General features: G+C 39.7%; 25 protein-coding genes and 1 pseudogene. All 26 read right to left on the bottom strand.

Annotated elements, in window-relative coordinates:
* Window positions 1-694: 694 nt before the first annotated feature.
* Window positions 695-2200 carry a lysine--tRNA ligase gene (gene lysS, locus ACHABW_RS19660; protein WP_435757816.1) on the bottom strand — a complete coding sequence of 502 codons (1506 nt, stop codon included), beginning with the start codon at window positions 2198-2200 and terminating at the stop codon, window positions 695-697.
* 195 nt (window positions 2201-2395) lie between these two features.
* Window positions 2396-2669: pseudogene (locus tag ACHABW_RS19655) on the bottom strand (tRNA-dihydrouridine synthase); the annotation flags it as partial.
* A gap of 14 nt (window positions 2670-2683) precedes the next feature.
* Window positions 2684-2890: a helix-turn-helix domain-containing protein gene (locus tag ACHABW_RS19650; RefSeq protein ID WP_110938020.1), complete on the bottom strand. Its 207-nt coding sequence runs from the start codon at window positions 2888-2890 to the stop codon at window positions 2684-2686.
* A complete protein-coding gene (gene folK / locus ACHABW_RS19645) occupies window positions 2842-3369 on the bottom strand; it encodes a 2-amino-4-hydroxy-6-hydroxymethyldihydropteridine diphosphokinase (protein ID WP_435757814.1) in 528 nt (175 codons plus the stop codon). The genes ACHABW_RS19650 and folK overlap by 49 nt, the downstream gene beginning before the upstream one ends.
* Window positions 3370-3371: 2 nt before the next feature.
* Window positions 3372-3740: a dihydroneopterin aldolase gene (folB, locus tag ACHABW_RS19640; RefSeq protein WP_435757812.1), complete on the bottom strand. Its 369-nt coding sequence runs from the start codon at window positions 3738-3740 to the stop codon at window positions 3372-3374.
* Window positions 3741-3751: 11 nt separating this feature from the next.
* Window positions 3752-4606 carry a dihydropteroate synthase gene (gene folP, locus ACHABW_RS19635; protein WP_435757810.1) on the bottom strand — a complete coding sequence of 285 codons (855 nt, stop codon included), beginning with the start codon at window positions 4604-4606 and terminating at the stop codon, window positions 3752-3754.
* A gap of 52 nt (window positions 4607-4658) precedes the next feature.
* The gene (gene pabC, locus ACHABW_RS19630; protein ID WP_435757808.1) at window positions 4659-5516 is read right to left on the bottom strand and encodes an aminodeoxychorismate lyase; all 858 of its coding nucleotides are present in this window, start codon (window positions 5514-5516) and stop codon (window positions 4659-4661) included.
* On the bottom strand, window positions 5501-6097 hold the full coding sequence (pabA, locus tag ACHABW_RS19625) for an aminodeoxychorismate/anthranilate synthase component II (RefSeq protein ID WP_435757806.1): 597 nt from the start codon (window positions 6095-6097) through the stop codon (window positions 5501-5503). Before pabA ends, pabC begins: the two co-directional genes overlap by 16 nt.
* 16 nt (window positions 6098-6113) lie before the next feature.
* Window positions 6114-7568 carry an anthranilate synthase component I family protein gene (locus ACHABW_RS19620; protein WP_435757804.1) on the bottom strand — a complete coding sequence of 485 codons (1455 nt, stop codon included), beginning with the start codon at window positions 7566-7568 and terminating at the stop codon, window positions 6114-6116.
* Window positions 7569-7813: 245 nt separating this feature from the next.
* Window positions 7814-8743, bottom strand: coding sequence for a cysteine synthase A (gene cysK / locus ACHABW_RS19615; RefSeq protein WP_435757820.1), 930 nt, complete (start codon window positions 8741-8743; stop codon window positions 7814-7816).
* Between the two features lie 95 nt (window positions 8744-8838).
* Window positions 8839-9714, bottom strand: a complete 876-nt coding sequence (hslO, locus tag ACHABW_RS19610) for an Hsp33 family molecular chaperone HslO (protein WP_435757802.1) — start codon at window positions 9712-9714, stop codon at window positions 8839-8841.
* Between the two features lie 24 nt (window positions 9715-9738).
* On the bottom strand, window positions 9739-10506 hold the full coding sequence (locus tag ACHABW_RS19605; protein ID WP_435757800.1) for a type III pantothenate kinase: 768 nt from the start codon (window positions 10504-10506) through the stop codon (window positions 9739-9741).
* A gap of 320 nt (window positions 10507-10826) precedes the next feature.
* Window positions 10827-12827: an ATP-dependent zinc metalloprotease FtsH gene (gene ftsH / locus ACHABW_RS19600; protein ID WP_435757798.1), complete on the bottom strand. Its 2001-nt coding sequence runs from the start codon at window positions 12825-12827 to the stop codon at window positions 10827-10829.
* Window positions 12828-12897: 70 nt separating this feature from the next.
* Window positions 12898-13437, bottom strand: coding sequence for a hypoxanthine phosphoribosyltransferase (hpt, locus tag ACHABW_RS19595; protein ID WP_435757796.1), 540 nt, complete (start codon window positions 13435-13437; stop codon window positions 12898-12900).
* A gap of 102 nt (window positions 13438-13539) precedes the next feature.
* Entirely contained in the window at window positions 13540-14946 is a 1407-nt protein-coding gene (tilS, locus tag ACHABW_RS19590; protein WP_435757794.1) for a tRNA lysidine(34) synthetase TilS, read from the bottom strand.
* Window positions 14930-15379, bottom strand: coding sequence for a threonine/serine exporter family protein (locus tag ACHABW_RS19585; protein ID WP_435757792.1), 450 nt, complete (start codon window positions 15377-15379; stop codon window positions 14930-14932). The genes tilS and ACHABW_RS19585 overlap by 17 nt, the downstream gene beginning before the upstream one ends.
* Before the next feature lie 94 nt (window positions 15380-15473).
* On the bottom strand, window positions 15474-16235 hold the full coding sequence (locus ACHABW_RS19580; RefSeq protein WP_435757790.1) for a threonine/serine exporter family protein: 762 nt from the start codon (window positions 16233-16235) through the stop codon (window positions 15474-15476).
* A gap of 30 nt (window positions 16236-16265) precedes the next feature.
* Complete coding sequence (locus ACHABW_RS19575) at window positions 16266-17246, bottom strand: protein kinase domain-containing protein (protein ID WP_435757788.1); 981 nt, start codon at window positions 17244-17246, stop codon at window positions 16266-16268.
* On the bottom strand, window positions 17212-17952 hold the full coding sequence (locus ACHABW_RS19570; RefSeq protein WP_435757786.1) for a hypothetical protein: 741 nt from the start codon (window positions 17950-17952) through the stop codon (window positions 17212-17214). Before ACHABW_RS19570 ends, ACHABW_RS19575 begins: the two co-directional genes overlap by 35 nt.
* Window positions 17953-18093: 141 nt before the next feature.
* Window positions 18094-20544, bottom strand: coding sequence for a stage II sporulation protein E (gene spoIIE / locus ACHABW_RS19565; RefSeq protein ID WP_435757784.1), 2451 nt, complete (start codon window positions 20542-20544; stop codon window positions 18094-18096).
* A 373-nt stretch (window positions 20545-20917) separates the two neighbouring features.
* Window positions 20918-21343 (bottom strand): S1 domain-containing RNA-binding protein, encoded by a 426-nt coding sequence (locus tag ACHABW_RS19560; protein WP_435757782.1) that lies wholly within the window; start codon window positions 21341-21343, stop codon window positions 20918-20920.
* A gap of 76 nt (window positions 21344-21419) precedes the next feature.
* On the bottom strand, window positions 21420-21806 hold the full coding sequence (locus ACHABW_RS19555) for an FtsB family cell division protein (RefSeq protein WP_110938037.1): 387 nt from the start codon (window positions 21804-21806) through the stop codon (window positions 21420-21422).
* A 19-nt stretch (window positions 21807-21825) separates the two neighbouring features.
* Window positions 21826-22410 (bottom strand): spore cortex biosynthesis protein YabQ, encoded by a 585-nt coding sequence (yabQ, locus tag ACHABW_RS19550; RefSeq protein WP_435757780.1) that lies wholly within the window; start codon window positions 22408-22410, stop codon window positions 21826-21828.
* Window positions 22407-22715 (bottom strand): sporulation protein YabP, encoded by a 309-nt coding sequence (yabP, locus tag ACHABW_RS19545; protein ID WP_110938039.1) that lies wholly within the window; start codon window positions 22713-22715, stop codon window positions 22407-22409. Before yabP ends, yabQ begins: the two co-directional genes overlap by 4 nt.
* 71 nt (window positions 22716-22786) lie before the next feature.
* Window positions 22787-23050, bottom strand: coding sequence for an RNA-binding S4 domain-containing protein (locus ACHABW_RS19540; RefSeq protein WP_110938040.1), 264 nt, complete (start codon window positions 23048-23050; stop codon window positions 22787-22789).
* A gap of 5 nt (window positions 23051-23055) precedes the next feature.
* Window positions 23056-24531: a nucleoside triphosphate pyrophosphohydrolase gene (gene mazG / locus ACHABW_RS19535; RefSeq protein WP_435757777.1), complete on the bottom strand. Its 1476-nt coding sequence runs from the start codon at window positions 24529-24531 to the stop codon at window positions 23056-23058.
* Window positions 24532-24534: the final 3 nt, after the last annotated feature.

The raw sequence follows: 24534 nt of genomic DNA, 5'->3' as shown, positions 1-24534 counted from the left end.
GCTTAATCTATCATTCGGATTTTGTGTTGTCGTTTTTGGCGACTCAATTAATATACCATCTTTCAACGTCACGGTCAACTACTTTGCAGAAAAAAGTTTATTTGCTTTTTCGTTAGAAAGTTTAATGTTTTGGCGACGGATAATAATATACCATGTTATTGATCTACAATGCAATACTTTATTCAAAAAATATTGTTGGAGAATATTTCCTTGGTGAACTAACTCTGCTTTTAGGCAGACAGTCCCTCTATAATACCTAGTTACAAACAAGTTTGCAAGAAAAAATACAATAATCTTTTAAAAGTTTTACAACAAATGAATAGACCTATAGAATTGTATAGCCAAAATACTTATTTTACTTTCCATACTTATAATGAAATAAAGGAACCCGCATATTATGAGTTCCTTGGATTAAAGAGTAAAAACCATTGCCTAGAGTTATTTATATTAGAGGTATCTCTTCTTCAGAAGATCATGGATCTCCTTATCGATACAATCACTCCACACTCATTTTAGGTAAGCATTTAAAGGCCGCACATAGGCTAACTTTGGTGTTGCTCCTAGAATTGGTTGTTTCATTCATTACATTTAGTGCATTCATAGATGATTCTATAAAACCTTGCCGAAATGCTATTATAGGAACTAAAAAACCCACACGAAGTATTTCTCGACGTGTGAGTTTAATAATAAGCGATTAGTTTTCTTGGTTTTCATCTCTCTGGCGCATTTGCGGGAAGAGTAATACATCGCGAATAGAAGCTGAGTTTGTCAAAAGCATGACAACTCGATCGATCCCTATTCCTAAACCTCCTGTAGGAGGCAAGCCATATTCTAAGGACTCTACAAAATCCTCATCCATCATGTGCGCTTCATCGTCACCCTGTTCTCTTTCTACTAACTGCGCTTCAAAGCGTTGACGTTGATCAATAGGGTCATTTAACTCTGAAAAAGCATTGGCGTGTTCTCGCCCAACGATAAATAACTCAAAACGATCAGTAAACCGCGGATCGTCTTCATTCTTCTTAGCTAATGGAGAAATGTCTAAAGGATGGCCATATACAAAAGTTGGTTGAATCAATTTTTCTTCTACAAAGAACTCGAAAAATTCGTTAACCACATGTCCAAACTTCATCGTATCCTTAACTGGAACCTTATGTTCCTTTGCAAGTGAACGTGCTTCTTCGTCAGACATTTGCTTCCAAAAGTCTACTCCTGTGTGATCTTTTATCGCATCTACCATATGAATTCTCTTCCACTTAGGCTGAAGATTAATCTCTTCCTCTCCATATTGAATAGTCGATGTTCCTAAAACATCTTGAGCAATATGAGCAATGAGGTTTTCTGTAAGTGACATGATATCCTCGTAATCCGCATAAGCTTCATATAACTCAATCATTGTAAACTCAGGGTTATGTCTAGTCGACACTCCTTCGTTACGAAAGACTCGTCCAATCTCATATACTTTTTCTAATCCACCTACAATAAGCCGCTTTAGATGGAGCTCAATTGCAATTCTCATGTATAGCGTCATATCAAGCGCATTATGGTGAGTGACGAACGGTCGTGCACTAGCCCCGCCAGGAATCGAATGCATCATTGGTGTTTCTACCTCTAAGTAACCGTGATCATCTAAGTATCGACGCATGGATTGTAATATTCTGCTTCTCAAAACGAAAGTATCCCTCACTTCGGGATTAACAATAAGATCCAAATAGCGCTGACGATAACGTTGCTCAACATCTTTAAGACCATGATATTTATCAGGAAGTGGTCGAAGAGACTTCGTTAACATCTGAAGATTCTGGGCTTTTACAGACAGTTCCCCTACCTTCGTCTTGAAAACAACTCCTGAAACACCTATTATGTCTCCGATATCCGCGCGTGTAAAAATATCGTATTGTTCTTCCCCTACTTCGTCCTTTCTAACATACAACTGAACCTGTCCGGAAAGATCTTGTATATGAGCAAAACCAGCTTTACCTTTTCCTCGTTTCGTCATCATTCTTCCAGCTACAGTTACAGGAACTTCCTTCTCCGCTAATTCTTCCTTATCAAACCCATCAAATGATGTCTTGATTGACTCTGCGTCATGCGACCGCTCAAAACGTGACCCAAACGGATCTATGCCGGCTTCAAGCATATTCTTTAATTTTTCTCGGCGTACCTTCAGTTGATCTGATCCTTCAATTTCTTGACTCAACTCTACCATCTCCTGTCATTCATTGTTCCCTATTTTTTTCACAGATATAACGTGCTCCATATCTTCTGACCGTTTCTCTATTAAGTGTACTTGTAATTCCTCTTTAAATAAAGAAGAAACTGCCAGTGTGGCACTGGCAGTTGGTTAATCTCAGGGGTATTATAGGCAAGTTCTAGCTCATTGTCAACTTATTGTGTTTGTAAATTTATCGACTACTTTTGCTGCTTCAACTAGTGTCTCTCGTGTCCCACCGAAGATTTGTAAACTCCATGGTTTTTCTCACTCATCAACAAATAGCATTTTTAAGGAGTGTTCATTTTGGTGAAGAATGGTTTTACCACTCCATTTCAGCACACACAAGGCCAACACCGAAATCTTTGCCAATCAAGCGAAATGCCGAATTACAAACTCCGGTCATCAGAGCTAATACAACTGGGGTGTTCAAGGTGATATCCCCAATTCTCAACATATTACTCACCTCTTTTAATTAATGGATGTCAACTCTTCATATGTGACACCCAATGTTGTTACTACACTTAGTAATATATCGTCTTCAGGTTTTCTAGTTCCTCGCTCGATCTCTCCAAGAACTGATACAGATACACAAATTAGTTTAGCAAACTCTTCTTGAGTGTATCCTTTCAGTTTTCGAAATGCTCGGATTCGTCTCCCCCAAATGAGCTCTTCCATATCCTCACACCTTCTTTATCGGTTAATTGATGAAGATAGTAATCAATGGCTTGGCCGTCCTTAAACCGTAAGTCTGGAGCAATATCTTTTAATGGTATTAATACAAAACCCCGCTCAAATAAACGAGGATGCGGGATTTCTAGTTTTTCCAATACTATGTTTTCTTCATTATACAATAAAATGTCAAGGTCTATTGTGCGTGGACCCCACTTTTCCGTTCGTTCTCTTCCACCGATATTTTCAATGCGTTGCGTCGTCTCTAGTAATTTCAAAGGGGTTAATGTTGTTTCAGTCTGAATTACCATATTGAGAAAAGAAGATTGTGCCGTATTTCCAATTGGTTCTGTTTCATAAATAGGACTGACTTTTAGGACTTTAATCTCCGAATGTTGATTTAATTCTTCGATGGCGGATTGCAAATGAGTTTCCCGGTTACCTTGATTTGACCCTAACGAAATGTAAGATAAATTCTCTGCCATACTCAGTCTTTCCCTCGTTCTCGACGGATTTCAACAGCTACCGAATCATAATGCCCGGGAATCGGCGGGTCAGGTTTAATTACCTTCACTACACATGCCTCAACAATTGAAAACTCTTCCAACAATCTATCGGATAACTGAGCTGTTAAGGTTTCAACAAGTTTAACGGGTTCGCCTTCAATCACTTCCTTTGTCAATTCATACACTTTTGCATAATTAACGGTTTTCGATAAATCATCTGTTTCACCGGCGCCCCTTGTATCCAGTTCTAACGTGACATCGGCATAAAAACGTTGACCTAATTTATTTTCTTCTGGGAAAGCTCCATGATAGCCGTAGAACCGCATCCCTTGAACCAAAATCTTATCCATACAAAAACCCCCTAATTAACAGCCTTTGAAAGCGAGTGATCACCTTTACCAAGCATCGCATCCATCATCTTGGCCATTCTAGTCATCTCCAAAACATCATGAACTCGGACAATGTCACAACCTTTTTCTATGCCAAGACAAACTGTAGCTCCTGTACCTTCCATTCTTTCATTGACAGGTACGTCTAAAGTTTTTGAAATAAGTGATTTACGCGAAGTTCCGAGCAAGACCGGATAACCCATTCTTGTGAATACTTCTAATTCCCGCATCACTTGCATGTTATCTTGATATGTTTTCGCAAAACCAATGCCGGGGTCTAAGATAATTTGTTCTCTCCTTACACCAGCTTGAAGACAAATCTCAATACTCTCTTTCAGATCAGACTGCATGTCTTCTATCAGATTTTTATAATCCGCTTTTTCACGATTATGCATCACAATAATCGGCACGCCATAGGTTGCAGCTACTGAAGCCATTCTCTGGTCCTTTTTACAACCCCATACGTCATTTATCATATTGGCTCCTGCTTGAATTGCCTTTTCAGCAACCACTGCTTTGTACGTATCGATGGATATTGGTACATTTACCGCTTCTCTCACCGCTTTTATCACTGGGATTACCCGTTTTAGCTCTTCTTCAGCATCCACTAACGTTGCTCCCGGACGGGTCGATTCTCCGCCGATATCAATGATAGTCGCTCCTTGCGAGACCATTTCCTTTGCACGTATTACCGCTGCATCCGTTTCGTTGAAGTTCCCTCCATCAGAAAACGAGTCAGGCGTTGTATTCAAAATTCCCATAATCGCTGTTTTTTCGGAAAAATCCAAACTGAATCTATTCCACGTTAAGGTTGTTGTTTTCCTCATAGTAGATCTCCTTTTCGCTAGAATGCTGCACTAATGATGGCGGTCCATCGTCTTAAAGATCCGCTTTACTCCAAAGACTAGTCACATAGCGTTCATACTGATTCTGCATTTGTTGAAAAAATACGCCTTTCACACCCGGAAAAACTGTGTCATTCCATTTGTCGATAGCCACAATCTCCTGAACAGAGTTCGTGACCATTATTTCCTCCGCACATAATGCTGCTGACTCCGAATACCGACCTTCCATTACAGAAAAACCAGCTCGATCAGCAAGACCCATTAGAAATTGTCTTGTTACACCATTGAGACAACTACAAGTTAAATCGGGCGTGTACAACGTCTTATCTTTATACCAAAACAAATTGGACACAACACCTTCCGACAAAAAACCATCCTCTGTTAGAAAGATCCCTTCAGCATCTGCACTATCTCCTAGCTCACGTTTACCTAAAATATTATTTAAATAGTGATGAGACTTTAAACGTTTTGACCCCTCTGCGGAATTTCTTCTTAAAGTCAGCGTTTGCGCCTTTTTACCAAACTTCTTTTTGCTTGGCAATGGTTTCACGTAGACTATCGTTCGCGGTTTTTCATACTCTTCTGTCGATAAACCTATCCCTCGTTCGCCTGCGGAAACGTTCCAACGAAAGTAGCCGTCAGTTAATTCATTTAGCCGCAATAGCTCTTCGATGACTTTGGTAACAGTCTCCCGATCATAAGTGTCCAGTTTTAAATTCATCTCTTTTGCGGAATCATGAAGTCTTTTCATATGATCATCTAGGAGAAAAGGATGGCCCTCATATGTCCGAAAAGTCTCAAACAAACCTAGTCCATATAAAAACCCGTGATCAAAAGGAGACACTTGAACCTCTTCAGCAGGTAAAAATTCACCGTCTACAAAGAGGTACATTCCGGTTTATACCCCTTATGAGATTCCAGGAAGTTACGCAAAAGTCGTTTTCCTACATCGGTCATAATTGATTCCGGGTGAAATTGGACTCCTTCTACCGGTAAATCCTTGTGACGAATTCCCATGATTTCTCCCACGTCCGTTTCAGCAGTGACCTCAAAGCAATCCGGTAATGTTTCCCGTTTTACAATCAAGGAGTGATATCTTGTTGCAACGAAGGGATTTGGTAAATCTCGAAATACACCCTTCCCATCATGTTTTACCTCGGATGTTTTTCCGTGCATTAACCGTTCTGCTCTTACCACATCTCCACCAAAAACCTGCGCCATGGACTGATGCCCTAAACAAACGCCGAAAATAGGTATTTTCCCAGCAAATTTCTCAATCGCTTCCATGCTTATACCGGCTTTATTTGGCGAGCAAGGCCCTGGTGATATCATTAAATAATCGGGAGCAAGCTTTTCAATCTCCTCCAATGTTATCTGATCATTTCGCTTAACTACTAGTTCCTGACCCATTTCACCTAAATATTGTACTAAGTTATACGTAAAAGAATCGTAATTATCAATCATTAAAATCATCTTAAATCCTCCTCAGCTATGCTTTGTTTGTTAACTCTTCTTCACTCAATTCTTTTGCTCTCCATAATGCCTTTGCTTTTTTGAATGACTCTTTATACTCCGCAGCGGGATCCGAATCAATTACAATTCCTGCACCTGCCTGTACGTAACCGACACCATCTTTTGCGACCATGGTTCGAATGGTAATATTTAATTCCATATCTCCGGTGAAGCTAATCCACCCAAGTGATCCAGTGTATGCACCACGTCTAACAGGTTCCAGCTCTTCAATTATTTCCATCGTTCGTATTTTGGGTGCACCGGTAATGGTACCTCCAGGAAATGTTGCAGCAATAACATCAAAGACGTCTAATCCCTCGACTTTTTTCCCTTTGACATTAGATACAATATGCATCACGTGAGAGTATTTTTCAATGACCATTAACTCGTCTACTTCAACAGAACCATATCGGCAGACTCGCCCTAAATCGTTCCGTTCCAAATCAACAAGCATAATATGTTCGGCACGTTCTTTTTCATTGTTTATCAAGGTATCTACTAGTAGTTGATCTTCTTCTTCTGTTTTCCCGCGTGACCTTGTTCCTGCAATAGGTCGTGTACTAACCTCGTCTCCTTTGACTTTGACAAGTAATTCAGGAGATGCACTCGCATACTGCAAATCCGGAGCATGCAAATAACCCATATATGGCGATGGATTAATCCGACGAAGACACTCATAGATATGAAGAGGGTCTGTCTTAAGTTTTCGTGATTCCCGAACGGAAAGGTTCACTTGAAATACATCTCCGTTCGAAATATAATTTTTAGTTTTCTCAACTGCATCCTTGAACTCTTCCATTGGAACCGATCGTTGAATGTCGTCTTTTAATAGTAAAGTTTCCTTTGAACTCTCAGGATAGTCGTATTTTGAAGTCAATAAATTACTTTCTTTCCCCGCTTTATGCCATCTTGTCTTCAATGCCTCTATTCTCTGTTGAACCGCTTCCTCACCACCCTCAGAAATCACAATAAACCATATGCGATCCTGAAGGTGGTCAATCACAATCACTTCGTCAAATGCCATTAAAAATAGATCATCTGTTTCCAAGTCATCTTTTGCTTTCTGAGGCAGAACTTCAATTTCCCGAATAAGATCATAGCTAAATTGGCCAATTAAACCTCCTTGAAAATCAGGAAGTTCTGGATTAGTCTTTATAGTAAAGGACGTATACCAAGTTCTTAATGATTCTAGCAGAGGTCCATCGTAATTTGTTACCTCCCCATTTGACTGAATGGAAAGTCGTTTGTCTTTCCCTCTGATGATTGCCCATGGAGTTAGTCCAATAATCGAATACTTACCTCCTCGACCACTTTCTAATAACACATGGTGCTTTTCTTCTTTAGACAGATGGACGTAGGTATCAAACCAGTCACTTTCCTGACTCAATAAACTATCCATTTCGCCTGTCACTACCCGGTTTATATTAGTCATGGCCTGTCCACCTCACGCTGCCTGAATCTTAATTATTTTCTTTCACTCATTATACGGCGGATACGTACGAGGTGCAATCTATATGAAAGGAAATACTTTAATGGAATGGTTAATTAGCTGTTTATTACAGTAAATAGAAGTCTGCCTAGAGCAAATTTGAGCACCTTCGTTTGAAGTAAAATAACTATCGTTTTAAACACCCTCGAAAAAAAGAGCCGACAGAATGTCGACTCTTTACGTACAATTTATTCTTCTTCGAATTGATACAACGGTGTGCTTAAATATCTTTCCCCATTACTTGGGATAATCGCAACAACTTTTTTACCTTTTCCTAAACGTTTCGCAACTTCCAATGCAGCATAAATCGCTGCTCCAGATGAAATACCGCCTAGAATACCTTCTTCTTTTGCTGCACGACGAGCATATTCAAAAGACTGTTCTGTCGTTACTTTCATAACCTCATCATAAATTTCTGTATTTAAGATACCAGGGATAAACCCTGCCCCAATACCTTGAATTTTGTGTGGTCCTGGATCTCCACCGGATAAGATAGGAGAATCTTCTGGCTCTAGTGCAACCACGTGAAGGTTAGGGAATTTCTTTTTCAAGACTTCGCCAGCACCAGTAATCGTTCCGCCAGTACCAATCCCTGAAACAAATGCATCCAGTTGATCGCCAACTTGATCTACTAATTCTTTTCCTGTTGTTTCACGGTGTACTTTTGAATTCGCCTCGTTTTCAAACTGTTGAGGCATGAAATATCCGTGTTCTTTTTGTAACTCACTAGCTTTCGCGATCGCACCTTTCATACCCTTTGGTCCAGGAGTTAGAACGATTTCGGCACCGTATGCGCGAAGTAAATTACGACGTTCCATACTCATTGTCTCAGGCATTACCAATACTGCTCTGTAACCTTTAGCGGCAGCAACCATTGCAAGCCCAATACCGGTGTTCCCACTTGTTGGTTCTACAATCGTATCTCCTGCTTTGAGCTTTCCTGATTCCTCTGCATCCTCAATCATTGCTAATGCGATACGATCCTTTACACTGCTTCCAGGATTCATATACTCAAGCTTTAGATAGATATCCGCATGGTCCTCTGTCACTAATCGTTGAAGTTTAACTAATGGTGTGTCCCCAATTAAATCTAAAATAGAATTTACAACTTTTGCCATTTGTCTTTCTCCTCCTTTAAAACCAAGTACTTTGATTGGTTTAATTATATTCATCCTAGCAAATCCTTTTCCTTCCGTCAAGAATTTACTAAGTCTTATTTTTCCAATAACATCTCTTGAAGTTCTTTCTTGGAGAAATGATATTGTTCATTACAAAAGTGACAAGTAGTTTCAGCACCGCCGTCTTCCTCAATCATTGCCCGAATATCATCTTCCCCCAAACCGATAATAGCGTTCCCGATTCTTTCTTTTGAACAATTACATTCAAACGCAACATCCATCGATTCTAAAATCTTGTGATTTGCTTCGCCGACCAATTTCTCTATAATTTGCTCAGGGGTGAGCCCCTCGTGAATAAGTTGAGAAATGGGAGGAATCTCTTTTAAGCGCTCTTCAATCTCATCAATTGTTGTATCTGTTGCACCAGGCATCATTTGCAAGATGAAGCCTCCTGCGCCAAATACGTCGTCATCTTTTCCAATGACAACACCTAAACCTACGGAAGATGGTGTCTGTTCTGATGAAGCAAAGTAGTATGTGAAATCTTCGCCTAATTCGCCCGATACGAGCGGTACACTACCAGTAAAGTAATCCCTCATTCCAAGGTCCTTCACTACTGATAATGTTCCTACTTCCCCAACTACGCCGGAAACGTTTAGCTTTCCGCTTTCTTTCCGTTCTGGGTCTAATTTAGCCTGATTTACATAACCACGGGCCTTTCCTTTGGCATTGGCGTCCACAATAATTGGACTAGCCTCCCCATTTCCTTCAATTTTTACGGTTAGCTTTTCATCACCTTTCAACATTGCGCCCATCATCGTACCTGCCGTTAATGCTCGACCAAGCGCTGCCGTAACTGTTCTCCATGTTCCCTGTCTTCTTGCAGCTTCTCTTACCATCTCAGTTGTTCGAATAGCATACACCCTTACTGTACCGTTATACGCTAATGCCTTCACTAAATAATCCTTCATTGTAGTTCCTTCTCCCCTCACCTATTAAGCGTGATTTCTCTCATAAATTACTTGAAGACCTTTCAATGTCAGCTTATTATCAATTTCATCGATTATAGCTGTTTCTTCTTTAATTATAGAGGCCAGTTCCCCTGTTGCGATTACTTTAGGGTTTACATTTGCTTCCTTCTTCATTCGTTTAACTATACCTTCGACCTGACCCACTACACTGTATAAAAAACCTGACTGCATCGCTTGAATTGTATTTTTGCCAATAACACTTTTTGTTTTTACTGTTTCAATTTTTGGAAGCTTTGACGCTCGTTCATATAAAGCATCCATCGATATATTCATACCTGGAGCGATTGCTCCTCCTACATACTGTTTCCGTTCATTGATATAGCAAAACGTCGTAGCTGTCCCGAAGTCGACGATTATGAGGGGCGCTCCATAGAGAGTTATGCCCGCTACAGCATTGACGATACGGTCTGAACCAACTTCACGCGGGTTTTCATAAAGGATATTAATACCTGTTTTAATACCGGGTCCCATAGTCATTGGCTCGATATGAAGATATTTTTGACACATTCTTTTCATTTTTTGATCCATCGTTGGTACCACTGAGCACATAATAGCCCCTTCAAACTCTTTCCAGTCCAATCCCTCAAACTGAAAAAGTGTCCGAAAAGTCATGCCGTAATCATCTTCTGTTTTTCTGGAATCTGTCTCAATGGTCCAATCATATTTGAGACCTTCCCTGTCAAAGACTCCTATCGCAATTTTCGAGTTCCCTACTTCTATCACGAGGTTCAAAACCTCCACCTCTTCTCCGTTTCTTTATGTATGACGGTCTTTGCTAATGAAAGAGGTTGTGTTAAAAAGCCTCCTTTGACTTTTAACACAACCAATACATAAGAAAAACGCCTAGTGTCTTTTATTAAATACAGCGTAATCTTTAAAGCCACCCCCGAGTAGCATCTACGTATTGCGTGTTGTAGGTGCTACTCGAAAGGAAGCGAACTTCCCTTGATACGTGTGGCGTAAAGATAGCTGTCACTTATATGTTCTTGCAAAAAAAGAGGGTGACTCAAAAGGTCGTTTATGACCTTTTGAGGCATCCCTGTCTTTCAAAATTATTTATCTTTATCTTCTTTAGAGTTTTCATCCGATTCAGATGTCTCATTCTCTTCAGAACTTGAACCTATGAAATCCTCCATTGCGTCTTTTTCTTCTTCCTTGCCTTGAATGTTCACTTTCAAATCATCTTCACCATTCAATTTTTTCGTTAAATGATGATCATCCGGAAGTTTACCATCCTCAATAATTGATTTAATTTGCTCTGCATCTAACGTTTCATGCTCCAATAGCATTTTCGCAACGAGCTCAAGGCTAGCTTTGTTTTCCGTGAGGATTTGACGGCAACGTTCATAAGATTCTTTCAGGATACGTTGTACCTCTTGATCAATCTCAAATGATATTGCTTCACTGTAATTTTGCTCACTGTTTATGTCTCGTCCCAGGAAGACTTCACCTTGTGAGTTCCCGAACTGTACCGGACCGAGTTTCTCACTCATTCCGTATTCCATAACCATCTTACGAGCAATTCCAGTTGCCCTTTGGAAATCATTGTGTGCGCCTGTGCTTACTTCGTTATAAATAACTTCCTCAGCTACACGTCCACCTAATAGACCAACAATTTTATCTAATAATTCTGGTTTAGTCATGAAATAACGATCTTCTTTAGGAAGCATCATCGCATATCCACCAGCTTGACCTCTTGGTACTATCGTTACCTTGTGTACTAAGTCTGCTCCATCTAACTTCACACCTACCACTGTGTGACCGGCTTCGTGATGAGCTACAATGCCTCTTTCCTTCTCGGAAATGACACGTGATTTCTTTGATGGACCAGCAATCGTACGGTCAATAGCTTCTTCAATAGATTCCATATTAATTTTTTTCAAGTCAGTACGTGCAGCCACGAGAGCAGCTTCGTTAAGAAGATTTTCTAGATCTGCCCCTGAAAAACCTGGTGTACGCTGTGCTATAGCCTTTAAATTCACATCGTCTCCTAGAGGTTTTCCTTTTGCATGCACTTCAAGGACTGCTTCACGGCCTTTTACATCCGGTCGACCTACCATAATTTGACGGTCAAAACGTCCAGGACGAAGTAAAGCAGGGTCAAGAATATCGGCACGGTTTGTTGCAGCGATGAGGATAATTCCCTCATTAACTCCAAAACCATCCATCTCTACAAGCAATTGGTTCAATGTTTGCTCACGCTCATCATGTCCCCCGCCTAAGCCGGCTCCACGACGACGACCAACTGCATCAATTTCATCAATAAAGATGATACATGGTGCATTTTTCTTCGCGTTCTCAAATAAGTCTCGTACACGGGATGCCCCGACACCTACGAACATCTCTACGAAGTCTGAACCACTAATAGAGAAGAACGGAACACCTGCTTCACCAGCTACTGCTCGTGCAATCAATGTCTTACCGGTACCTGGTGGTCCAACTAGGAGAACCCCTTTTGGAATTCGAGCACCAATCTCAGCAAACTTGCTAGGTTCTTTTAAGAACTCTACTACTTCCACTAATTCTTGTTTCTCTTCGTCAGCCCCGGCTACATCTTTAAAGCGAGCCTTTTTCTTATCCTCACTTACAAGTTTCGCCTTGCTCTTTCCGAAGTTCATGACACCTTTTCCGCCACCGCCTTGAGCTTGACTCAAGAGGAAGAAGAATAATATGAAGATAATCACAAATGGAATGATTGCAGTGAAAAAGTTCACCCATCCACTTGGTTCATCTGCAGGTTCTATCACTAATTCGTTTACACCTTCACCGCCTGTAGCGTCTAATACTTCTACAAGAAAAGCTTCAAGGTTTGGTACATTTACGGTGAAAAATTCGTCTTCCGCAGCACCCTTTAACTGCCCACGCACTGCATACACGTCTAACTCTGGTTGAATCGATAATGAATCAATGTTATCGTTTTCTAATTCCTGTTGGAATTCATTGAATGTAAATTCACTCGTTTCATCAGGATCTGCTTGGAACACGCTCACAATCCCGACAATAACTAAGAATATTAATAAATAAAATATCGTATTACGAAATATTCGATTCATCCTGAACCTCCTCCCACGTCAAAATACACTTAGATTATAGTATCACAAAATTGTTTCAAATCACAATAAATTAGCTCTGATAAATCTCAGGCTTTAAAACCCCGATATACGGGAGATTTCTGTAACGCTCAATGTAATCTAAACCGTAACCTACAACAAACTTATCCGGAACAATGAATCCTGTTAAATCAGGCGTTATATCCACGGAGCGTCCATCGGGTTTATCCAGGAGCGTAACAACTTTAACTGACTTTGCTTTCCGGTAATGAAAGAGTTTGACTATGTAGCTTAAAGTCAATCCACTATCTATAATATCCTCTAGAATTAAGACATCTCTTCCTTCTACAGAAGTGTTTAAATCTTTCACAATTTTTACTTCCCCTGATGATTTCAACGCCTCTCCATAACTGGATACATCCATCAAATCATACTCAATATGTGTATTAATTTTTTGGATAAGGTCGCCCATAAATGGTAGTGACCCTTTAAGAATACCTACTACTAATGGGAATCTTCCTTCATATTCTTCTGTTAACTGAACACCTAATTCAGTTATTTTTTCCTGAATTTCTGCTTCAGTAATCAAAATTTCCTGCATATCTTCTCTCATTATTGTCTCTGACCCTCCTAAAAATATAAAGCTTTCGTGTTTTTGACATTATTTAACCAAGTAAGACTTTTCTTATGATATACATTCTAACTCATTCCCTGATTATGTATAAAAAGTAAAAGCTATCTGAAGAATATTCACGGACTTTTTATCAATCAGTGCCTCAGATGATCGTCTCAAAAATGGGACCCATAATATTGTACCATGACTATCCGTAATGATGGGCCATAACCCACGATCTCTTCTCGGAATTTTGTGGTCGATAAATAAATCCTTGAGTTTTTTCGTACCTTCACTTCCAATAATACTTATCCGATCTCCATTTTCACGAGACCGCACAAAAAGTGGCAGTTGTACTTTGTCACAATCCAAGACCATCGAAGATCTCGTCTCGTTATCTGATTTCATGCCATCTTCAGGGTTAGAGAACATTTCTAGTCTTCCTAAAGGAAGATCAAAAACACCTCTTTCTGTTAAAGGTTGTTTGGTAATTGTTGTTTCTTCAGGTTTTGCCCCTTCTTCCGAGAAGGAAAAATCAACTAGCTTGTATGATTTTTCAACTTGCAGAAAACCTGGTAAAGAGAGAGACGCTGCTGGATCATTACTTTCTAAGAGTTTCTGCACTGCTTTAATGTGATGACGGTCAAACGATGAGTCCTTGCTTACTGTCATATAATTTAATATTAGATGAATGACTCTTCTTTGTAAAGCAATCGGAATGCTAAGCAAGTCATCCTTGTTTATCGTTAGTCTGTATTTCGCTTTATGAAGTGTTATTTTATGGAGTCTTTTTTCCGCTTCTCCTTGAAGCCATTCCTCTTCTTCCGTTAAGGCTTCCGATTGCCATTGGAATACCTCATGCGCTTTCGAGTTCTCTTCTTTAATAAAAGGAAGAAGATGATGTCTGATCCTATTTCGCTGATAATCATCCTTTTCATTGGAAAGATCCAATCTGTAAGGGATGTTTTTCTTCGCGCAATAATCTAGGATCGCATTTTTATCGACGCAAAGAAAAGGCCGAATAATTTCCCCTCGTGAAAAACTTCTTTTTACAGGCATGCCTTTTCTACCGGAAAGGCTCCCTCGTATTTGGCGCATAAGCATTGTTTCTATTTGGTCGTCCCCATGATGACCAAAAACTAATTTATCAGCATTGAGGTCTTGCATTAGCAAGGCGAACCAATCATAACGGCATGCTCTGGCTGCTTGTTGAATGGAGGACCTGTCTTGTTGTTTTCTAGCAAGTACATCCGGTTCATGCAGAAAAAAAGGAAGATTTCTAGCTTCGCAAAAATCACGGACAAAGTCTGCATCTTTTTTGGAGGCCTCTCCTCTCAAGCCGTGCTCCACATGTGCAATGCTCAACACAAGCTCTAATTCCATCTGTTTTCCGATTAAAAAATCAAGAAGTGCCATACTGTCCGGGCCGCCGGAAACGGCTATAAGAAGATGATCACCTGTTTTAATCAGCTCATGTCGGGAAATAAATAACTCAATGGTTGGATTCATAACGATGCCCTATACCTTTCCCAAAAGAAAATATAGAAAGTGCAAACACGAGCCCTGCTGCAATTCCCCCGGCTTGAAGCATGGTTTCCACGCCATTTTCTAACCCTTGGAGATAGTCTCCTTCCACGAAGGCAAGCATTGTAAAATAAGCTCTACTACCTGGAACTAAAGGTAAAATTCCGGGAATTGACAGAGTTGTTACAGGGATTCGGATCTTTCTAGCAAGTAGATGAGCAATCGTAGCAGCAGTAAGTGAAGCTGTCACTGTAGCAAAAACTGATGATGCTCCTAATGACAATGTGGTCTGTAAAACAAACCACGTGACAACTCCTATACCTCCTCCCAAAAGAAGCGCCCGTTTCGGGACACTGAAAATAATACCAAAGCCTACTATTGCAAAAAAAGTAATGACTAATTCTAAAATGAGTCCCAAGTTTATCGCCACCTATTCCTTTAATAACCCTATTCATCTTCCTGTAGATCTCTCCAACTATATTTGCTTTTATTCTCTGAAATTTGAACATACTCTATAAGAACAAGGAAATCGCCATTGCAATTCCACTAGCAATCGATAGGGAAGTCAAAAGTGCTTCAACACCTCTAGCCATTCCAGCTAAAATATCTCCAGACAGCAAATCTCGAACAGCATTCGTTAAAGGAACACCGGGAACAAGTGGCATGATGGATCCAATAATAATTTGATCCAAATTCGCACCTAAGCCGATAAAAACTAGTAAAATCGAAACAGAGCCTCCGAAGAAAGCAGCAGCAAGTTCAGACGCAAATCGCACTTTGAAATATCTTTCAAATTCAACGACTACAATACTTGCAACAACCGCAGCTATGTAAGCGGGTATTAAGTCAGCTAGACCGCCGCCAAATAAGTAAGAAAATCCTCCACCGGATACTCCGGCAGCAAGGTGAATCATCCATAAAGGATATTGGACTGGTGCATTATAAATGTTTTGCAGTCTCTCCATCGCTTCTTCTACCGATAATTCTTTCGCAGTAAATTCTCGTGAAACTTGATTTACTTCCGTCACCCTGTTTAAATCCTGTACTCGATCGTCAATCCTAACCATCTGCATAAGGTCTTCTTTTCCCTTTTTTTCTTCAAAAGAAAGAAAGATCCCTGTAGTAGTAGTAAAGCAATGTACATTCGTAAAATCTGCAGCTCTGGCCATTCGTTCTAAAGTTTCTTCTACCCGATAAGTTTCCGCACCATATGTTAGCATTATTTCTCCAGCTAATAGACATATATCCATTACTTCATCTGCTGCTTTAACCATTATACGCCCCCTGGCGATCTTCTCGATCATTTATCCCACCAAGTATAAAATATATACGAAAAGAAGGAAAGAGGCAAAGGCTGAGGTTGGAAGAACACCTTTGAAAATTTTCTCTTTAGGAAGCGCTCGTTTCTTTTTTTGTCGACTTACAGGTGGAGATTTCACCGGTTTTTTAACCGCAGGGGCATGTCGAAAGATTTCTCCTTTAGTGAGGAGATTCAAAAGATCATTTTTCATCATTAGCGCATCTTTATAACGTTGCTGCATGCCTTTTTCAATTACTGGGGCATAAGGATCAAGTAGAGGACGATCTCGTAACCTTCTCATTAACTGCTTTATCCCTCCAGGTTCCTCACGCTTAAAACGCGATAGGTATCCTCTGTTCATCATTAACATAGAGACGGCAAATAAATCATACGCAGGAGCAGCCTTTCGATCTCCCATTCCCCAATAACCTCGATCAAAAAACTCTGTATACTCCTTAACAGCTCTTCCCACCTTTGTCATTCCTCCAACATCTATCCATCTTAGTGAGATTGGCTGTGCTGTTACAATTAAATTCTCTGGCTTCAGGTCTCCAAAGATCCAGCCGGCTTGATGCATACTATACAAGTCTTTTAGTAATGGAACGACTAGAATCCCAAGCCACTCCATATTTTTTTCCCGCAAAAAGTTTAGAAACGGCTCCCCTTTGATGTATTCCATCACATAAAAAGAGGTTACTCCGGTTTTGGTTATCACATCGTCCATATCTAGAAAGGAAGGTCCAAGAGTAACGCCATGGATTTTTGTCACTTGACGTAACGTCGAGGCCTCTGATGATACAGACATGGATTCTCGGGAAACCTTAATTGCCACGAGACCATTTATTCCTTCCGCCAAATAAACTTTACCAATGGCACCTTCTCCTAATAATCGAACAATACGATAATGATTACCATGCCACTTTCCTTTTACGACCTGCCCAGGGTAGAAGCTATAATCCCGGTTGTTCCATGAAGGATCCCTCATCGTCCTCATACCCTTCTTCTTTCTTCATCCTTTTGAGGTGAACCTTCATCGCTTCTTTCAAGGCTGGGCCAGTAGGTGTCACTCCTGACATCGTAATTTTTTTAAAAGCACCTTTAAGTGAATCTAACTGAGGTGTCCAGGCTAATAAACGATCGACGGGGTTTCTTTTCCCGGGAAATGAATACAGACAATAATCATTTTCTCCAGTTCTGGAATTCAAACTAATCGCTAAATCTAGTAAAGCTTCTTGGACTCTCGGAAGTTTACTTTTCATACTAGCACTTGTATCTACCAGAACTAAAATATCTAACGATGCATTTTCTCCTATTTCTTCTACTACTTCAATAAGATCTTCTCGCTTCTCTGGAGGTAAATCTTCCATCTCTTTATTTGAGCCTAAAATATTTTTAATTTCGCGATTCACCACACCGAAAATAGTCTGAGTCATCGCTTTTCGCGTTACCATTTGAACAGTTTGCGATAATTGTTTCGCATATACAACATCACTCATTCCACCGCCCGCTTGCGCAATGGCTTCTATTTCACCCAATCCCCTGGCACTTTCGTCTCCTTCATCCATAATTCCTATGACATTAACAGACACCCCTTCTTCCTTAGCCAATGTGGCAATGGCAATAGGATCTTCCCCTGAATTCGAACAACCATCCGTTAATAATAAGATTTGTCTTACAGTCCCTTGTTTCATATCCTCACGCTCCTAATCTTGTTTTACTAATAGTTTTCACAAGATTAAGAGGACTTATACTTGAGAAAAACGGCATAGCCGTCTTTTATTAAATACAGCGTGATCTTTAGCCACCCTGAGTAGCACCTATTAGTTGCTAAGCTAAGCCAATGACGATATTGTCGCCCATTTTGGTGAATAATGGTCTACTCTTACTACTAAAACTGTCATATCATCATGAATATCTCCATCCGACTCTCTTATAATTTGCTCAATCAGTAAGTCAGAAATCTCCTGAGGGTCATTTGTCTGCAAATCCCTTATGATCCGCTTCATCAACATATCCGTGTTTTCTACTCTAGTAGGGGCTTCATAAATTCCGTCGCTCATCATAATAAGCAAATCCCCTGCCTTTAGTTGTTCCGACACAACATCCACGTCGACATCTTTTATCATACCAATCGGTAAATTACTCGATTCAATAGAAAGTATTTGGTTGCCTCTTTTAATAAAACTAGGAGGCGATCCGACTTTCAAAAACTTTGCCGAACCCTCTTGTAAATCAATGACCGCTAAATCCAAGGTTGCAAACATTTCTTCATTGGACCGCAGGGATAGCACCGAATTAATCGACTTTATTGCTACCTTTTCAGCAATTCCAGATTGAAGAATCCTTTTTAAAAGACCGATTGTTTCTTCACTTTCGAGATGAGCTCTTTTACCATTTCCCATCCCATCACTAATCGCCATGGCATATTTCCCGTCACCTAATGGCATTGTTGAAAAACTATCCCCCGATATCCATTTACCTCCTTTAGCTGTGTGCGCGGCACCTTGTTCAAGAATAAATGCATTCGTCGAACCGAAAATTACCCTCGTTTCACCATTTGGACTTCGCAGATCTTCTTCGTGCTTTAAAACGATAGATTCGTTTAATATCGTGGAGAGCAAAGGAGCAATAACCTTTTCTGCCTCATTATATTTATTCGATGGAATAACCATTTCCAAGTCCACATTACCCGGATCCAGTCCATAGATTTCAACTAGATCGACATCTATTCCAAGTTTCAGTAAAGATTCTTTCACTTCCTCCTCTTGTTTATCATGTACTTCTTTCTCTCTTTGAATATCCCTTGCAAAATCCCCCATCACTTGAGAGACACCTATTAACTGATCGGCGACTAGCTTTCTGCTTTCTTCTAATTGTCTTTTTAATCGGACCTCTACTTCACGGTTTTTTAATTGCTCTTCAATCGTTGATATAACCTTTCGATCGATAAAACAATGATTTTTCCAATTAGTCAGTAATGTTTGATCCCTTATCTCACCTTCTGTATTGCAAGCTTCCATTAAAGACTCCATATACCCATACGTTTTTTGAAAATCCTTCGTCCAACATTGCTTCTTTTTTACACATATTTGACATGTCTTTTCAGTCACTCCACTTAGGAAAATATCGACTTCTTTTTGTGATTCAATTGGTTCATTCATTTTTTCTGTAAAAGAAAAGCTCTTCGACAGACTTAGGAACAACTCCGAGAATTGTTCTACTTTTCCCGCTGTCAGATCTCTTATTTTCCTTAAATACTGCTGTTGTTCCTGGGCGTGCTCCACAGTACCTGGTATGTAGCTGGCCAGACGATTCGTCCACGACTTTGGGGTGAGGAAAAACAAGGAAACTGCAAGGAGACTCTCATAAAGAGTCACTTGTAAAGGTGCTTGATTATCCGTGTACATAGCCATTAGTAAACTTGCGACAACTAGGCCGCCAGCAACGGATATCTTTCTCCCTTCTCTCAGCAAACCTCCCAATAATCCAGCAAATGCTAGAAGACTCATAGAAAATAAGTGAGTAATGTTTGCTAAAGAAAGGATCAACCCCATAATGACTCCTGTAGTTGCTCCAATCGTGGCTCCCCCGATAAACGCAAATATTAGTACAATATATTGAGCAAATATATGCTCAATGGAAAGGTCATAAATCATCCACCCTACTGTCCCAGTTAACAAAGAGCCGAGCAAAATAACTAAACAAACGACTTCCTCAGGCTTTAATGTAACTTGTCTTCTTCTTTCTAGGAAAAATGGGATGCTTTGCATAAAAATCAACGTAATAATTAGGGCTAATCCCCCTTCAACCAGCGCTGTTAACAAATGATAATAGAGAAATCCATCTGTGAATGTCAATCCTAATACACGAGTAATAACGACTGAGGTAAAAACGGCGATAGGAAAAAACTTTTCTTTCTTATCAAACCGTTGCAGAATTGCCTGTAAAATGAAATAGAAAAGAACAGCGACCGTTGTGTGCCCGGCGTAAGTGAACGATAATGTGGTTGACCCGGCAATTAAAGCAAACGCTGCCGGTAAACTCCAACTCCTTTTCCACTTAAAAACAACGGCTAAGAACGGAATGGTAAAGGGAAGCAGTTGCAGTAAGATCACAGCTCGTCCAAGTAAAAAACCAACTGCTATGATGAGCATTAAACCTCGCCATTTTGAATACGCAGCCTTTGTTGACGTTACTTTTGGCGATAAAAACGTCGATCTTAACGTACTTACAGAAGTAACAGCTTGTCCACTCATATTTGTTTCCACCTTCCTATCGATCATTTTCTCCACCACCTAATTTAAATTCGCTTCTTCATTAAAACACGTTAGAGATACAGATTTTGTCAAACAACAAGACGGAACCAAAAAAACTCTTCGACCAAAAACAACGGCAATCGTTTCTGTAAGAAGGAATGAAACAGATTAAGTTAAATCATAGGGATATTTAGTGGAAGATATTAATAGATTGGGGCGATTTAGACGATGCAATTTTTCGTAAGAGTTTTAAACGATGCTTTGTACTGTGAAAATATCATACTTCAGATGAAGAGTTCTCCATGATGACTTTTATTCTGTACAATTACTGTTTAAGTTAAGACGCAAAAAAAGTACTGTTAACCAATGACTGGCAAACAGTACTATCATAGTTTATTGTTTAATAGTTACGCTTGGAATTACGACCTCCACGCTTCGATTCTGTATTTCTTTTTAGAGATGTGAGGCGTTCTTCGCTATCTTTAAGGAAACTGTTCATTTTATCTTCGAATGAGGCGGGACGACTATCTCGCTGTTTCGATTTCGATGAAGGCTTTCGTCCATGACGTTGTCCTGAAGACACTGGAGGTTTGTCTTTTGCTTTACGAATCGAAAGGCCGATCTTGCCGCTTTTTTCCACATTCATAACTTTTACAGTTATTTCTTCTCCGACAGTTAAAAACTCATTGATATCTTTCACAAAGCTGTCTGCAACTTCACTAATATGGACAAGTCCTGTTGTTCCATCCGGAAGTTCAACAAAAGCTCCAAATTTAGTGATGCCTGTGACTTTTCCTTGATACTTAATGCCAACCTCAATGGCCATGTAAAAAATGCTCCTCCTTCATGGGTCTTAGAAAATTTTCATTTTTTTACATTATACTAAGCGCTAAATTCAAGTTTCAATCAATGTCCGATGAAGTACGAGGAAGTTGAAATAGAGTCTCTCCAGGTTTTGTTAAAAAGTAATCACGTCTTGCCAATTCTGCAATATACTCGGGATCTTGTAACCATTGTATTTCTTCTGTTAGATGAGACTGTTCTTTTTCCATGAGAGACAGCGTTTTATCTAACTGTTCCTGTTCTACTTCTTGTTGTTGAATAGAAGATTGCTGTTGGAAAAGGGTGACCCCTGTGATAGAGAAAAAGATGATCATCAATACAGCAAAAACGGAAAGCCGGCGAACTAACCCTTTGCGACGGCGTTTTCTTTGTTGTGTGAGTAGTTCTTGCTTCTCCATATATTCAGAGGTTAACTGTCTTACCTTTGTTTTCGGATTTTGCTGCATGTTAAATCACCTCGTCTCTTCACTTATTTTTATAGAACCCGCGCAGGCGGTTCAGTATTGTCTTTAAAATTTCAGTTAATTTTTTTCTTTGAGCTAAGAACGGATATCCACTAAGTTTATCTATCCATTTTAATGTAAAAAAAACAGGCCATAATGTCCACTTCAAGATAAAAGTAAGAATTATCCACACTCCTGTTATTAATATCATAACGGAGTATCCCAATTGTTTCAATAAAACTTTTACAGGATTCAAAATTAAAAGGTATACAATCCTTGCGAGTGTTGATGCAACACTTTTTATTACTCCTAAGAGCACGTCCAATATTTTTTTGTAAGACGATTCAAAAAGAGCGCGATAGATCGCATAACCAAGTAACAAAGACAGTAATAAATAAAATCTTACTTCTCCATTGTTTACATTTAATAGAACAATAAAAAACAATAAAGCATGCAGTATCCAAAATAAAATGTCACTTATAACCCTTACCCAACTTAACGCACTGTTAAAACGGATGATTCGAATATAAGTATCCAAGGAAGCTCCAAGAAAGATTCCCATTATTACACTTGCTAACATAGACAGCATTTGGATATCTAAACTCACTTAAATAACTTCCCAAACAAACCCTTCGATTTCTCGCTGTTCTGCTGGTCTAAGTATACGAGATCGTCTACTTGACCTTGAATTGATACATTCCCTTCTTCTACATCCAAGTTTTTCATTTGAAGATTGTGTCCGCGAATAGAGAGAAATCCCATTTCTGTTTCCAATAAGAATTCTTCGCTGTCGAAACTCTCTACTTGTTTTACTCCTGATATATCTAGTGTTTTCCGAGATCGAAGCATTAATTTATGTTCGCGTGTTTTCGGTCCTTGTCCTTTTTGCATATAGTCATAGGGTTGTTCCATGGCAATTTTTCCTCCTCTGCTAACTCTTTACACATAATTTATGTGAGCGTTAGAGGAAATAGAACAAGCTGTTAATTGTTCTCGATACGTTCTTCTTTTAAAATCGTATAAAAGGTAGCTGCATCTTCTTTTTTCACTTTTTCTTCTATCCGGTCAATCTGAAGAGCTACATTTTTTTGTCCAAACTGGACGTCTAACTTATCCCCTATTTTCACATTAGTACCAGCTTTTGCAGTTTGTCCATTTACTTTTACACGTCCCTGATCTGCAACCTCTTTAGCCATCGTACGTCGTTTAATTAATCGAGATACTTTTAAGTATTTATCTAACCTCATTATTGTCACTCCCGCTCTTGTCTTTTTGCTACTTCCCAAAACTCATCAAGTTCTGTTAACGAAAAATCTTCGATAGGTTTTCCTAGCTGTTGCACTTGTTTTTCAATAAACCGGAAACGTCTCGAAAATTTTTGATTTGTTTTACGCAATGCTTCTTCTGGATCTATTTCATGAAACCTAGCAATATTCACAAAAGCAAATAATACATCTCCAAACTCTTCGACAGATTTATCTTTTCTTCCTTCTTTCATTTCTACTTGCCACTCTGCAAGCTCTTCGTTCAACTTGTCCCACATCGGAGCTTCTTCTCCCCAGTCAAAGCCAACCTTGCCGGCTTTCTTTTGAAGCTTATACGCTTTTAATAGACCTGGTAGCGTTGCAGAAATCCCATCCAGTAAAGATGGTTCCTCCTCACTTGTCCCATTTTCCTTTTTTTCCTCTTTTTTAATCGCTTCCCAATTCGTCACAACATCATCGGCGTTATCTACCTCTGTATTTGCAAACACATGAGGATGACGGCGAATCATTTTTCTTGTAACACCTTCGATCACGTCTTCCACATTAAAAAAGCCATCATCCTCACCAATTTGCGCGTGAAGAAGCACTTGAAGGAGTACATCACCTAGTTCTTCTACGATATGGTCATCATCTTCTTCATCAATAGCTTCCAATAACTCATAAGATTCTTCGATTAAATATTTCTTAAGTGACTCGTGTGTTTGCTTTTGATCCCATGGACATCCCCCCGGACCACGAAGTTGCTGAATAACTTGGCGTAACTTAGAGAAGTTTCGATATAATAAGTTGTCTTCCCTCACTGGAGGAACGTAAACAGCAGTTAAGTTACTCAATGTCGTCACCCTGTCCAGTTCAAAAAGAGGAACAGAAATAAGTGTTTCTTTCTTACTCCCCGCCGCAGTTACAACGGTTACCTTATAATCAGCAGGTAGCCGCTCCATTAACAATAACTTAACTGCCGATGCACTCATTTGGTCATATACTTGTCCAATCAGAACATGCTGAGTGAGTATCAACTCCTCTGTACGCATTTCTGTCCCATCTATAAGCTGAAAACCTTCGATAGGATCTATCTTCAATGCATTAAAGGCTGCGTCAAGAAAACTCTGTCCTCCTTCTATAACAATTTGGATTTGATTTTCTTCATGCAGAAGTTTCTGCACGGTCGCTTCAGCAACCATCGGGTGACCCGGCACGGCATAAACAATCGTGTCCTGTTTCTCCAAAGCTGCATGTAATTCCTTCACAATGGCTTCGTAAACTTCATCAAATTGTTCATAAGCTTCATAAATGTGGTCAAAGCTTTGGAACTGAATTCCTTCGTCGATTAAATCTTGAACGACAGGGTGATCCTTAGTTCTCATAAATACATTACTAGCCGCTTTTAGTTTTCGATATATTCCTAAAGGAAGTTGGTCTAGATCACCTGCGCCCAGACCAATCACATGTATTGTTTTAGCCATCTT

This window comes from Salipaludibacillus sp. CF4.18, from assembly GCF_051262595.1.
GTDB classification, from domain to species: domain Bacteria; phylum Bacillota; class Bacilli; order Bacillales; family Salisediminibacteriaceae; genus Salipaludibacillus; species Salipaludibacillus neizhouensis.
The sequence above is the reverse complement of the archived record's forward strand: the minus strand, read 5'-3'. Positions and strand labels throughout refer to the sequence as shown.